Source organism: Sciscionella sediminilitoris, from assembly GCF_000737195.2.
In the GTDB taxonomy this organism is placed as follows: Bacteria; Actinomycetota; Actinomycetes; order Mycobacteriales; family Pseudonocardiaceae; genus Sciscionella; species Sciscionella sediminilitoris.
The window spans coordinates 27,841-40,914 of sequence record NZ_JALM01000019.1 but is presented as its reverse complement, the minus strand read 5'-3'; the positions used below and the strand labels follow the sequence as shown (position 1 = coordinate 40,914).

The window sequence follows — 13,074 nt, the reverse complement described above, 5'->3', positions numbered from 1 at the left end:
CAGCTTAGCTGCCCGGCATGACCTCTTGTTCGAAGTAGTCGGCGAGCTTGTTCGGATCCTTGTCCGCACCCGCGACGACCTTGCCCGCGATCGGCCTTCCCTGGACGCTGAATTCGAGCACGGCCTTGCCCGACTCGTCGTTGCCCGCGGTGTAGTCGCCGGTGAGCCCGTTGCCCTGCCACTTGGCGGTGATCTCCTTGTTGTCCCCGCTCGGCCCGTCCGGTACCTCCGGGGTGTCGCTGCCCTGGTAGTAGCTGAGCGTGTGGGCCCCGGAATCGACCCGGCAGGTCACCGCGATCGGGGCAGGATTCTTGCCCTGCGCCGAATTGCAGCTGCCCTGCCCGCCGATGCCCCCGGCGAGCTGGCGCAGGCAGTCGGTGAATCCCTCGCTGTCCCGCTGCGCACCGAGGTTTCCGCATTCGGCCGCGTCGACGGTCTTGCCCGAGCCGTCGAACAGGAACAGCCCGCCCACCACGAGCGCGGCCACGACCACGAGGGCCGCACCGGCGCCGATCAGGGTGCGATTGCCGGGACGGCGCCTGGCCGCGGGCTGCGCCGGCGCGGGAGCCTGCTGGTACCCGGGATTCGGCTGCGGGAACGCCTGCGGTGGCCCGCCGGGGTGTCCGGGCGGGAAACCGGGCTGCTGCGGTGGGCCGGGGTGTTGCGGCTGCTGCGGTGCCGGCCAGGGTGCGGGGGCGTGGCGCGGATAGTCCTGGGTGCGGCCGGCGATCCCCTCGCGCGAGACATGGTGCGCGCCGAGCGCCACCGCGGTCTCCGGCTGGTCCAGGCTGGTGGCCACCACGTGCAGCGATTCCCCGATCAGGGTGGCCACGAGCGGAATCCTGCTCGATCCGCCGACGAGGTAGATCCCGGCGAGCCGGTTGGGGTCGAAGCCCGCACCGCGCACGGTTGCGGCGAGCAGCTCGACACTGCGCAGCATGCTCGGCCGGATCAGCGATTCCAGTTCCGGGCGGGTGACGAGCACATCCTCGAAGGGTTCGGGCATCGGCACATCCGCCTGCGGGTGCCGGGAAAGGGCCTCCTTCGCGGCCTTCACGTCCTCCCGCAGCGCGCGCTGGGCCCGCCGGTCGGCGGTCTCCTGCGGGCGGATCAACCGCTGCCAGCGCGCCGGATCGTACTGCGAGATCTGCCTGCCGACGTGTTCGAACAGCGCCTGGTCCACGTCCAGCCCGCCGAGATCGGGGAGCCCGGCCTCGGCGAGCACCGAGTACCCGTTCTGGGTGGCGCCGACCACCGCGCAGTCGAAGGTCCCCGCCCCGAGGTCGTAGACGGCGAGCGCCTGGCCGGGAGCGAGCGCTTTGCCGGGAAAGGACGCGAAGTGCGCGGCGGCCGCGACCGGCTCGGGAACCAGCAGCAGGTTGTGCCCGAGCCCCGCTGCCCGCGCGGCCCGTACCAGCGCGGCACGGCGCAGCTCGCCCCACTGCGCGGGATGGGTGAGCCGGACCTCGTCCGGGCGCTGCCCGCCGAGCTGGCGCACGGTCTCCTCACCGACCCGGTAGAGCACCGCGGCGAGCGCGTCGATCACGGTGATCACCCGGTCACCCAGCAGCAACTGCTGCTCGTCGACGCGCCGCTTCGGGTTCGGTTCGAACCGGGAGGGATCGAGCCGCGCCCGGCGTTCGGCGTCCTTGCCGACCACGAGGGATCCGTCCTCGGCGGCGAACACCGCGGACGGCATGGTCGCCGAACCGTCGATCTCGACCACGCGCGGCTGCCTGCCGTGCGCGGCGAGTACCGCGACCGTGTTCGACGTACCGAGGTCAACCGATAGGACGTGCACAGCTCTCCCTCGTTCGCACACCCAGCTGTTTCGAGGTGATCGTGCCATGTCAAGCCCCGGTCCGGGGTATGTGCCCGAAAAATGTCGTACTCCTGCCGCACACTGGTGGCATGTGCCCCGACGACCGAACCGAGACCGCCGCGCTCGACGGGTTCTCCCCGGCGACCCGGCTGTGGTTCAGCGAGGCGTTCGCCGAGCCGACGCCCGCCCAGGAGGGCGCCTGGACGGCGATCGGGCGCGGAGAGCACACCCTCGTCGTCGCCCCGACCGGTTCGGGCAAGACGCTGTCCGCTTTCCTCTCCGCGATCGACTCACTGGCCAGCGCGGATCCGCCGCAGCAGCGCGAGCATCGCTGCCGGGTGCTCTACGTGTCCCCGCTCAAGGCCCTCGCGGTCGACGTGGAACGCAACCTGCGCGCCCCGCTGACCGGGATCCGCGGCGCGGCGCGGCGCCTCGGTGAACCGGTGGACGAGATCACCGTCGGCATGCGCACCGGGGACACCCCGGCCAGTGAACGGCGGGCGTTCCACACCAAGCCACCGGACATCCTGGTGACCACCCCGGAGTCACTGTTCCTGCTGCTGACCTCGCAGGCGCGCGAGTCACTGCGCGGAGTGCGCACGGTGATCCTGGACGAGGTGCACGCCCTCGCCGGTGGGAAGCGGGGCGCGCACCTGACCCTTTCCCTGGAACGGCTGGACGAGCTGACCGGTGTCCAGGCCCAGCGCATCGGCCTTTCCGCGACGGTGCGCCCGGTCGAGGAGGTCGGCGATTTCCTCACCGGGGGCCGCCCGGTCACCGTGGTGCGCCCGCCGAACACGAAGACCATCGACATCTCGGTGCAGGTCCCGGTTCCCGATCTGGGCACCCTCGGCGAGGACAAGGACACCGACACCGCTGGCCAGCCCTCCGCCTCGATCTGGCCGGCGGTGGAACGGCGGATCCACGAACTGGTCACCGCACACCGCTCCACGATCGTGTTCACCAACTCGCGGCGGCTCGCCGAACGGCTGACCACCCGGCTCAACGAGCTCGCCGCGGAGTCGGTCGAACTGACCGAGTTCCCCGCCGAGGCGATCGGCGAGTCCGGGATCTCCTACGGCGCGGCGCCGACGATCGCGCGCGCCCATCACGGCTCGATGTCCCGGGAACAGCGCACCATCGCCGAGGAGGAGCTGAAATCGGGCACCCTGCCCTGCGTGGTCGCGACCTCCTCGCTGGAGCTCGGTATCGACATGGGCGCGGTTGACCTCGTCGTACAGGTCGAGGCCCCGCCGACGGTCGCATCCGGGCTGCAGCGCATCGGCAGGGCGGGCCACCACGTCGGCGCGGCCTCGGCGGGCGTGCTGTTCCCCAAGTTCCGCGGCGACCTCGTGTCCGCGGCGGTGACGAGCGAACGGATGTCCGAGGGCGCGATCGAGGCGGTGCGGTATCCGCGCAATCCACTGGATGTGCTCGCCCAGCACGTGGTGTCGATGGTCGCGGTGCAGGACTGGCAGTTCGACCGGCTCGCCGCGCTCGTGCGCCGGGCGGCACCGTTCGCCGCGCTGCCCGAGCAGGCGCTGCACGCGGTGCTGGACATGCTCTCCGGGCGGTATCCGAGCGAGGACTTCGGCGAGCTGCGCCCACGGATCACCTGGGACCGGGTCACCGGAACCCTGCGCGGGCGCCCGGGAGCGCAGCGGCTCGCGGCCACCTCCGGGGGCACCATTCCGGACCGCGGCCTGTACACGGTGACCACGCCGCCGGACGAGAACGGCGCGCGCACCGGTCGCCGGGTCGGTGAGCTGGACGAGGAGATGGTCTACGAGTCCAGGGTCGGGGACACTTTCCTGCTCGGCACCTCGGTGTGGCGGATCGAGGACATCACCCATGACCGGGTGATCGTGACACCCGCTCCCGGGGTTCCCGCGCGGATGCCGTTCTGGAAGGGCGAGACGGTAGGGCGCCCGCTCGAGCTGGGCAGGGCGGTCGGCGCGTTCCTGCGGGAGATCTCGTCCGCGGACCCGGACCCGGCGCGAAACCGGTGCGCCGCAGCGGGTCTCGACGAATGGGCGACCCAGAACCTGCTGTCCTATGTGGACGAACAGCGGGCGGCGACCCGGCACGTGCCCAGTGATCGCACGGTGCTCGTGGAACGGTTCCGGGACGAGCTCGGCGACTGGCGGGTCGTGGTGCACTCCCCGTTCGGTGCCCAGGTGAACGCCCCGTGGGCGCTGGCGATCGGGGCCCGGTTGCGCGAGCGGCGCGGCCTCGACGTGCAGCTGGCGCACTCCGATGACGGGATCGTGCTGCGGCTGCCCACCTCCTTCGAACAGCTCGAGGAAACCGAGACCGAGCGGGATCCGCTGATCCTCGCCGAGGATGTGCTGCTCGATCCCGAGGAGATCGCCCAGGTGATCACTGCGGAACTCGGCTCCTCGGCGCTGTTCGCCGCCCGGTTCCGGGAATGCGCGGCACGCTCCCTGCTGCTGCCCCGCCGCGATCCGCGCAAGCGCTCCCCGCTGTGGCAGCAGCGCCAGCGCGCCGCGCAGCTGCTCTCGGTCGCCTCCCGGTTCGAACAGTTCCCCGTTGTCGCCGAGGCGATGCGGGAGTGCATCCAGGACGTGTACGACGTCCCCGGGCTGCGCACCCTGCTGACCGAGATCCGCACGCGCAAGGTCCGGGTGGTGGATGTGACCACCCAGGCACCGTCCCCGTTCGCGCGCAGCCTGCTGTTCGGTTATGTGGGGATGTACCTCTACGAGGGCGAGATCCCGATGGCCGAACGGAAGGCCGCGGCGCTCTCACTGGATTCCACGTTGCTCGCGGAGCTGCTCGGCACCGAGGCGATCCGGGAACTGCTCGACGCGGATGTGCTCGCCGAGATCGAGGCGCAGTTGCAGCGGCGCGCCGAGGATCGCCGGGCCACTTCTCCCGAGCAGGCCGCCGATCTGCTGCGTTTCCTCGGCGACCTGAGCACCGAGGAGGCAGCCGAGCGGGGCATCGAACCGGACTGGCTCACCGAACTCGAGCGGGAGCGGCGGGTGCTCGAGGTGCGCATCGCGGGCAGCCTGCGGTGGATCCCGATCGAGGACGCGGGCCGGTTCCGGGACGCGCTCGGGGTCGCCCTTCCGGTCGGGATCCCCGAGGCGTTCCTCGAACCGGTCGCCGACCCGCTCGGCGAACTGCTGATCCGGTACGCCCGCTGCCGTGGGCCGTTCCCGGCGAGCGAGGCGGCCGCCCGGTTCGGGCTCGGCGTCTCGGTGGTCACCGGGGTGCTCGAGCGGATGGCCGGTTCCGGGCGGCTGGTGCGCGGCGAACTGCACCCCGAGGGCAGCGGCGGCGTCGAGTACTGCGACGCCGAGGTGCTGCGCAGGCTGCGGCGCGCCTCGCTGGCCCGGCTGCGCGCCGAGGTCGAACCGGTGGAACAGCGCGCGCTCGGCCGGTTCCTCCCGGTCTGGCACGGGATCGCGGCGCCACCCGCGGACGAGGCGGAACGCAGGCGGTCCCGGCTGAACGCCGCCCCGACCGTGGACGACGTGCTCGGCGTGGTCGAACAGCTCGCCGGGGTTCCGCTGCCTGCCTCCGCGCTCGAACCGCTCGTGTTCCGGGCCCGGCTGCCCGGCTACTCCCCCGCGCTGCTCGACGAACTCACCGCGGCCGGTGAGGTGGTGTGGACCGGGTGCGGGACGCTCGCGGGCAACGACGGCTGGCTTTGCCTCGCCCCGGCCGATATCGCCGAGCTCGTCCTGCCCGAGGCGGAGCCGGACCCACCGGACACCGCGGTGCACCGGAGGCTGCGGGACGCACTCGAGGGCGGGGCACTGTTCTTCCGGCAGCTCGCCGACAAGGTGGGCGCCGCCTTCTCCGCCGAAGGGGAACGGGCACCGGCGGATGCGGATCTGGTCGCCGCGCTGTGGGATCTGGTCTGGGCCGGACTGGTCACCAATGACACGCTCAGCCCACTGCGTTCGTTGCTGTCCGGATCGGGCACGGCGCATCGCCAGCGCCGCCCGCCCGCGCGCGGGCGCTACGCCCGGGTGCGCGGAAGCTACGGCCGCGCTCCGATGCCCTCCCGCACCGGCCCGCCCACCGTGGCCGGGCGCTGGTCGCTGATTCCCGCGCGGGACACCGGTCCGACCCGGCGGGCGCACGCGCGCGCCGAGGTGTTCCTCGAACGGCACGGAGTGCTCACCAGGGGCGCGCTGGAGACCGAACGGGTCAGCGGCGGATTCTCCGGTGTGTACCGGGTGTTGCGGGCGATGGAGGAATCCGGCCAGGTGGTGCGCGGCTATGTGGTCGAGGGGCTCGGGGCGGCGCAGTTCGCCGCGCACGGGGCCGTCGACCGGCTGCGCGCGCTCGCGGGCCCCGGAGAACCGGGCGGCCGGGGCGGGGAAACCGATCCGGGCTCGGTGCTCGTACTGGCCGCGACCGATCCGGCGCAGCCCTACGGGGCCGCGCTCGCCTGGCCGGAGGCGCTCGGTGAGACGCGGCACCGGCCGGGGCGCAAGGCCGGGGCCGTGGTCGTGCTCACCGACGGGGCACCGGCGCTCTACCTCGAACGCGGCGGCCGCTCGCTGCTGAGCTTCACCGAGGACCAGGCGCTGCTCGGTGCCGCGGCCCGGGCGCTGGCCGAGGCGGTGCACGACGGCAGGCTCGACACGCTCACCGTGCGCAAGGCCGATGGCGCCTCCGCGCTCACCTCGGCGCTGCACGGGATCCTCGCCGAGGCCGGATTCCGCTCCACCCCGTCCGGACTGCGGTTGCGCGCCTGAGCCCGGCGGCGTTCAGAGTTTGCGCAGCCGCACCCGGTTGATCGAGTGATCGGGCCCCTTCTGCAGCACCAGTTTGGCGCGGCCCCGGCTCGGGCGGATGTTGTGCACCAGGTTGGGTTCGTTGATGCTCGTCCAGATCCCGGCGGCGGTGGCCCGCGCCTCCTCGTCGCTGAGCGCGGCATAGTGGTGGAAGTAGGACTGCGGATCGGCGAAGGCGGTGTCCCGCAGCCGCAGGAAGCGGTTCACGTACCAGTTGCGGATGTCCTCGACGTGCGCGTCCACGTAGATCGAGAAGTCGAACAGGTCGGAGACCGCGAGCCGGGCGGCGGGCTGGAGGACGTTGAGCCCCTCCACGATGAGAATGTCCGGCTTGCGCACCACCTGGGACTCGCCGGGCACGATGTCGTAGCTCAGATGGGAGTAGACCGGGGCGTGCACCTCCTCGGCGCCCGCCTTCACCTCGGAGACGAACCGCACCAGGGCGCGCCGGTCGTAGCTTTCCGGGAAGCCCTTGCGGTGCATGAGGTTCTGCCGCTCCAGCTCCGCGGTCGGGAGCAGGAAGCCGTCCGTGGTCACCAGATCCACCCTCGGGTGATCCGGCCAGTGCGCGAGCAGCGCGCGCAGCAACCGCGCGGTGGTCGACTTGCCGACCGCGACACTGCCCGCGATCCCGATGACGAACGGCACCCGCTCGGCACGCTCCCCCAGGAACGTCGTCGTGGCGGCGTGCAGCCGCTGCCGGGCCGCCACCTGGAGGTTGATCAACCGGGACAGCGGCAGGTAGATATCGGCCACCTCATCGAGCACGATGGATTCGCCGATACCGCGCAGTCTGTTCAGTTCCGCATCGGTGAGACGAAGCGGTGTGGTGGCCCGCAACTCTCGCCACTGGTCACGGTTCAGTTCGACATACGGGCTCAGTTCGCGGACGCGAGGCACCCGCACAGTCTGCACGTGCACCCCGCCGGATTCATCCTCGCAGGGTATGGCCTCAATCACACGGCGAACTCATTGTCAACGCGGCGCCGGAATGCAGAACTCCTTGCCCTGCGAATCCGCGAGCGCCACGCGGGCGGCCCGCACGGATCACCGGGTCGCCAGGCGTAGCAGTGCCCACATCTGGGCGACGGCATCCTCGTGTTCGGTCCCTTCCCCCGCGGAACCGATCACCTCGACGAACCCCCTGCCGAACGGCGCCCGCCCCCACAGCCACAAATACACGTCGAGGGGAGAACCGCGCACCACGGCATCCACCACGTAGCGCACCTTGCCGTTGTCCTCGCCGAGCCGTTCGCCCTGCCCCTCGACCTCGCGCACCTCGATGTTCTGCCTGCTCATCCGGGCCAGCCAGCGCCTGCCCCCGGTCTCCACGAGCACGCCCGCGGTCTTGTTCGCCCGGATCCCGAGTTCGGCGAGGCGGTGCTCGAACCAGACCGAGAGCACCTCGTCCACGCCGTCGGTGGCGATCTCCTGCGCGACCGGGGCCCGCTCGATCCCCGCCGTGATCTGCGCGTCGTAGCGGTGCACCGTGGTCTCGTGCAGCATCCTGCGCACCCAGAATCCGTAGTGCTGCTGGGGCGGATACCAGGTGACGCAGGGATCCGCGGGACCGTGCGCGGCGAACCGGGACCGCAGCGAGGCGTAGCCCTCGTGGAGGTAGTCCACGACCGGTTGCCCCTTCTTCGGGGTGCGCCGCCATTCCGTGGGCCGCACCCCGTCGCTGAGCCAGGTGAACAGCATCCGGTAGATGGCCCCGACATGCCGGGCCGTCTCGCCGAGCGTGAGACCGGGGCAGGCGGTGACCACCCGATCGCTTGGCGCCCGGTGCGTGGCATCGGCGAGCAGCTCCACCTCGAGGTCGAGCACCTCGAGCATCCGCCCGTAGTCGATGCCCGGCTCACCCATGACCGTCCCCGTCTCCCTTCCCCGTTCGCTCCCCCGGTCGTTCCTCCACCGCGCGAACCGCGCCGCCCCCGGAGGTTCGCCCAGCATCGGTCCCCGGGAACGCCACTGCCTCGGCGTCCTCGGTGCGGTACCGGTGCCTCCGTACACGATCACGGCTCCCGCTGGGTCATCGCGCGTTCCACGACCGCGAGGAACTGCCCGGTCTTGCGCACCATGTCCTCGGCGAACCCGGGCGTCATCGGCTTGTGGATCCCCGCGCTGACCGCGGCGTTGACCGGGGAGACCGCGGCGAAGATCTCCGCCCACTCGCCGAGCTCGGGAGCCACCTTCGACAACAGCAGCCACGCGCTCGTCGGCTTGGACCTGCCCCGGTGCGGCCGCCCGCGCAGCGCGAGCATCGCGGCCGCACCGCGCAGCGCGGCGAGATAGGCGGAGGTGAACTTGCCCGTCGGTTCCGCCTCCCACTCCGCTTCGAGCAGGGCACGGTCGGCCTCGCGCAGCAGCGGAACGGCAGCCGAGGCCGGGTCGAACGCCACCTTCCGTTCCAGGACCCGCCCCGGTCCACGCCGCACGCCGACTGGGAAATCAATGAGCGCCGACATTCCGTCCTCCTCCAAGCCATCGTCCAGGCCACCGTCGAAGACATTCACTGAAGACCTTCACCGAAGACAGGCACCGAGTGCCTTCTCCGGACTTCACCGAAGCTCTATCGAACGTATGTTCGAACACCACTGTAGCTCGCCGGGCGGCCCCGCTCAACCCCTCTTCCCGTGGCACGGTCAAACCCGCTATCGCCGAGGTGGCGCCGCGTGATCTGATGAACCCCTGTCTACGGCAGGGACGAGGTAAGGAGCGATATGACCGCGCAGCCGGAGACCGATCACCGCTCGGTGGCGAAAGTGCGCGCCGCCCTGCTCGCTTCCGGCCAGCGGGAGGCGGCCGAGGGCATTCGCGTCCTGGGGGACGAGGTGCGCACCGCCGCGGCCGCGGCCGCGGCACTGGGCGTCGTACCGGGCGCCATCGCGAACAGCCTCGTGTTCACCGCCGTACACGGAACCCGGCACAGCCCGCTGCTGGTGCTCACCTCCGGAGCGCATCGCGCGGACACCGGCAAGCTCGCCGGACTCGTCGGCGCGGACACGGTCGGCAAGGCCGACGCGGCCTTCGTCGGTGAGCACACCGGCCAGGTGATCGGCGGGGTCGCCCCGATCGGGCATCCGGAACCGATCCGCACCCTCGTGGACCGCGCGCTCGCCGAGTACCCGGTGGTCTGGGCCGCCGCCGGGCATCCCAAGACGGTCTACCCGACCAGCTTCGCCGATCTGGTGGCACTCACCGGCGGCTCCGAAGCGACCGTCGCCTGACCGGAACGGCCATGACGCCGCAGCAGAAACCAGACGACGCCCAGATTCTCGAGTTCACCGCGGAGGATCTGCGAGCACACCTGCGGGAAGCGCTCTCGATCTATGTCGAGGCGATGGGGTATCCGAAGGGGACGGTGGACGCGCGTGCCCCGATGTGGCTCGCGCACATGCTCCGTCCCGGCTGGCGCTGCGTCGCCGCGCTGCACGGCGACTCGCTTTCCGGGATCGCGTACGGCTACACCGGCCAGCGCGGCCAGTGGTGGTACGAACAGGTACGCGGCGGGCTGCTCAAGACCGGGGGCGAGGCGGCCGCGTCGGCCTGGATGAGCGACTATTTCGAGCTGACCGAGCTGCACGTGCGCCCGGACCGGCAGGGCACCGGTCTCGGGGAGCGGCTGCTGCGCTCGCTGCTCCGGGATGTGCGCTCCCGGCACGTGCTGCTGTCCACCCCGGAGGGCGAGAGCCGGGCCTGGCGGCTCTATCGGCGGCTCGGTTTCCTGGATGTGCTCCGCAGGCACCAGTTCGTCGGCGATCCACGGCCGTTCGCGGTGCTCGGCCGCACCCTGCCGCTATAGCGACCGGGCCAGCTCGGCGCCGAGCGCGTCCAGCCCGATCGGGCCCAGTTCGAGCGCCCGCCCGTGGAAGGCCTTGCTGTCGAACGACTCCCCCGCCCGGGAACGGGCCTGTTCCCGCGCGGCCAGCCAGGCACGCTCGCCCAGCTTGTACGAGGGCGCCTGCCCCGGCCAGCCGAGGTAGCGGTCCACCTCGTCGGCGAGATAGTCGTGCGCGCCGAGGGTGCGCGTGGTCATGAACTCCAGCCCGAGTTCGGGTGACCACCGCTGCCCTTCGTGGAACCCGGTGCCCGCCGGAATGGGCAGTTCGAGGTGCATGCCGATGTCCACGAGCACCCGCGCGGTGCGGAAGATCTGCGCGTCGAGCAGGCCGAGCAGGGCGTGGTCCGAACCGAGGTGGCCGAGTTCGCGCATCAGCTGCTCCGCGTAGAGTGCCCAGCCCTCGCCGTGCCCGGAGATGAAGCACAGCTGCCGCTGGAACCGGTTGAGCCGGTCGGCGTGGTAGACGGCCGTGGCGACCTGGAGGTGATGTCCGGGAACACCCTCGTGGTAGACGGTGGTCACATCCCGCCAGACCGGGAAGCTCGGCTGCTCGTGGTCCACCGACCACCACATGCTGCCCGGCCTGCCGAAATCATCGGTCGGCCCGATGTAGTACGCGCCGAGCACCCCACCGGGCGGGGCGATCTTGCAGTCCAGCCGCATGAGCTCTTCGGGCAGCGTGAAGTGCGTGTCCCGCAGGGAATCCAGCGCCTCGTCGGAGACCTGTTGCAGCCAGGCGGCGAGCCCGTCGATACCGCTGACCCGGTGGCGCGGATCGGCGTCCAGCAGTTCGGCGGCCCGCGCGGGGCTCGCTCCCGGTTCGATACGCCCGGCGACCTCGACCATCTCGGCCTCGATCCGGGCGAACTCCTCCCAGGCCCATTGATAGGCCTCGTCCAGGTCCAGCACCGCCCCGGTGAACTGCCGGGAGTGCAACCGGTACCGCTCGGCACCGACCGCGTCCGCCCGCGGCGCCTTCGGGGCCAGCTGTTCGCGCAGGTACTCGCTCATCCCCGCGTACGCGCCCGCCGCCGTGTCCGCGGCCGCGCCGAGCTCATCGGCCAGCGCCTCGGGTGCGCCGTCCAGCAGCCCGTGGAAATAGGACCGGCCACCGTCCCCCGACCAGCGCGCGCACTGCGTGGCGACCTTGTCCACCTGGCGCACCGCGGCGGTGTGCCCGGTGCGGGCCGCCTGCTCGAGTCCCGCGCGCACCTGTTCGAGGGCACGCGGCAGGGCACGCATGCGCGCGGCCAGCGTGGCCCACTGCTGTTCGGTCTCGGCAGGCATGAGGTCGAAGACCTCGCGCAGCGAGTGCACGGGACTCTCGATGACGTTCAGCGCACCGATTTCCGCACCGGCGTCGAACAGCTCCCCCGCGACCTCCATGCGTTCGGTGAACACGGCCTTGGCGATCCGTTCGGCGTCATCGGCCGGTTCGATGCGCCGCACCTCGGCCAGTGCACGCTTGCCGAGTTCGGCCCGCTCGGTCACCGCCTCCGGAGAGAAATCGGTGAGCAGGGCATCACTGCCCTGCTCACCGATCACGGTCGCGGTGACCGGGTCGAGCCCGACATAGTCGCGAACGTACTCATCCACCCGGGCATGCACGCTGTTGTCTCGCATGCCCGAGCACGTTACCCGGTGCGCGCGGGCACCAGGCCGAGGCGCTCGACCAGCTCACTGGTCGCCTTGGACCGGTTGAAGGTGTAGAAGTGCAGGTTGTCCACTCCCTCGTCGAGCAGCCTGCGGCAGTTCTCGGCGATCACATCCATGCCCGCGGCCCGGAACCCCTTGGGGTCGTCGGCGTAGGGGTCGAGCCTGCGCGCGAGCCAGTCCGGGATCGGCGCCCCGGAAAGCTCCGCCGTCTTGGCGAGGGTCTTCTTCGTGGTCAGCGGGAGGATTCCGGGGATCATCCGCTTCTCGCAGCCCGCTGCCGCGATCCGGTCCCGCAGCCGGAGGAAGTCCTCCGGGGCGAAGAACAGCTGCGCGATCGCGAAGTCCGCACCCGCGTTGAGCTTGCGTACCAGGTACTTGGTGTCGCTTTCCAGATCGGTGGAACGGGGATGTCCGTACGGCGAGGCGGCGACCCCGACGCAGAAGTCGCCGAGCTCGCGCACGAGCTCCACGAGTTCTTCGGCATAGCGCAGCCCCTCGGGGTGCGGGATCCATTCCCCGTTCACGTCTCCTGGCGGATCGCCACGGATCGCGAGCACGTTCTGCACGCCGACGGCCGCGTACCAGCCGAGCACATTGCGCAACTCGGTCACCGAGTGGTCGACCGCGGTCAGGTGCGCCATCGGCACCAAGGTGGTCTCGCTCGCGATCCTGCCCGTGGTCCGGATGGTGCGGTCCCTGTTGTGTCCTCCCGCGCCATAAGTGACCGAGACATAGGCGGGATCGAGCACTTCCAGATTGCGGATGGCCCGCCAGAGGATCTGCTCGTCCTCCGCGTCACGAGGAGGGAAGAACTCCACGGAGAACGTTGGCTGGCCAGTTTCCAGTCGTTGTACTACCGAGGTCATAACGAACAACCTTAGTCACAATCCGGCACCCCGTAGAGTGCTGTGTGACAAGGTAAGCCCGATTCGTGCGGGTCATCGACCGATTTCCCAGTCCCTGATATGGGGACCGCG

The 13,074-nt window shown here is 71.0% G+C and carries 9 protein-coding genes; 3 read left to right on the top strand and 6 right to left on the bottom strand.

The window, feature by feature from the left end; genetic code table 11:
• Positions 1-4: 4 nt before the first annotated feature.
• Positions 5-1,801 (bottom strand): Hsp70 family protein, encoded by a 1,797-nt coding sequence (locus tag AD72_RS09765; RefSeq protein WP_031466123.1) that lies wholly within the window; start codon positions 1,799-1,801, stop codon positions 5-7.
• A gap of 110 nt (positions 1,802-1,911) precedes the next feature.
• Between AD72_RS09765 and AD72_RS09760 the strand changes: the two genes are divergently transcribed.
• The gene (locus tag AD72_RS09760; protein WP_031466122.1) at positions 1,912-6,558 is read left to right on the top strand and encodes an ATP-dependent helicase; all 4,647 of its coding nucleotides are present in this window, start codon (positions 1,912-1,914) and stop codon (positions 6,556-6,558) included.
• Positions 6,559-6,570: 12 nt separating this feature from the next.
• On the opposite strand, the gene coaA is transcribed toward AD72_RS09760, so the two are convergent.
• From coaA to AD72_RS09745, 3 genes are all read right to left on the bottom strand, one after another.
• Complete coding sequence (coaA, locus tag AD72_RS09755; RefSeq protein ID WP_031466121.1) at positions 6,571-7,497, bottom strand: type I pantothenate kinase; 927 nt, start codon at positions 7,495-7,497, stop codon at positions 6,571-6,573.
• Positions 7,498-7,644: 147 nt separating this feature from the next.
• Positions 7,645-8,463, bottom strand: a complete 819-nt coding sequence (locus AD72_RS09750) for a maleylpyruvate isomerase family mycothiol-dependent enzyme (RefSeq protein WP_031466120.1) — start codon at positions 8,461-8,463, stop codon at positions 7,645-7,647.
• 149 nt (positions 8,464-8,612) lie between these two features.
• Positions 8,613-9,065, bottom strand: a complete 453-nt coding sequence (locus AD72_RS09745) for an SAV_6107 family HEPN domain-containing protein (protein ID WP_082468838.1) — start codon at positions 9,063-9,065, stop codon at positions 8,613-8,615.
• 255 nt (positions 9,066-9,320) lie between these two features.
• Between AD72_RS09745 and AD72_RS09740 the strand changes: the two genes are divergently transcribed.
• Positions 9,321-9,827: a YbaK/EbsC family protein gene (locus AD72_RS09740; RefSeq protein ID WP_031466118.1), complete on the top strand. Its 507-nt coding sequence runs from the start codon at positions 9,321-9,323 to the stop codon at positions 9,825-9,827.
• Between the two features lie 11 nt (positions 9,828-9,838).
• Entirely contained in the window at positions 9,839-10,402 is a 564-nt protein-coding gene (locus AD72_RS09735; RefSeq protein WP_031466117.1) for a GNAT family N-acetyltransferase, read from the top strand.
• Here AD72_RS09735 and AD72_RS09730 read toward each other — a convergent pair.
• Positions 10,397-12,064 carry a DUF885 domain-containing protein gene (locus tag AD72_RS09730; RefSeq protein WP_031466116.1) on the bottom strand — a complete coding sequence of 556 codons (1,668 nt, stop codon included), beginning with the start codon at positions 12,062-12,064 and terminating at the stop codon, positions 10,397-10,399. The two genes, AD72_RS09735 and AD72_RS09730, sit on opposite strands and share 6 nt — an antisense overlap.
• Positions 12,065-12,075: 11 nt before the next feature.
• Positions 12,076-12,963 carry a methylenetetrahydrofolate reductase gene (locus tag AD72_RS09725; protein WP_031466115.1) on the bottom strand — a complete coding sequence of 296 codons (888 nt, stop codon included), beginning with the start codon at positions 12,961-12,963 and terminating at the stop codon, positions 12,076-12,078.
• Positions 12,964-13,074: the final 111 nt, after the last annotated feature.

Coding starts and splice junctions, on each gene's coding strand:
- AD72_RS09740 (WP_031466118.1), top strand. CDS start 9,321: ATGACCGCGCAGCCGGAGACCGATCACCGCTCGGTGGCGAAAGTGCGC.
- AD72_RS09725 (WP_031466115.1), bottom strand. CDS start 12,963: ATGACCTCGGTAGTACAACGACTGGAAACTGGCCAGCCAACGTTCTCC.
- AD72_RS09745 (WP_082468838.1), bottom strand. CDS start 9,065: ATGTCGGCGCTCATTGATTTCCCAGTCGGCGTGCGGCGTGGACCGGGG.
- AD72_RS09730 (WP_031466116.1), bottom strand. CDS start 12,064: ATGCGAGACAACAGCGTGCATGCCCGGGTGGATGAGTACGTTCGCGAC.
- AD72_RS09735 (WP_031466117.1), top strand. CDS start 9,839: ATGACGCCGCAGCAGAAACCAGACGACGCCCAGATTCTCGAGTTCACC.
- AD72_RS09760 (WP_031466122.1), top strand. CDS start 1,912: ATGTGCCCCGACGACCGAACCGAGACCGCCGCGCTCGACGGGTTCTCC.
- AD72_RS09750 (WP_031466120.1), bottom strand. CDS start 8,463: ATGGGTGAGCCGGGCATCGACTACGGGCGGATGCTCGAGGTGCTCGAC.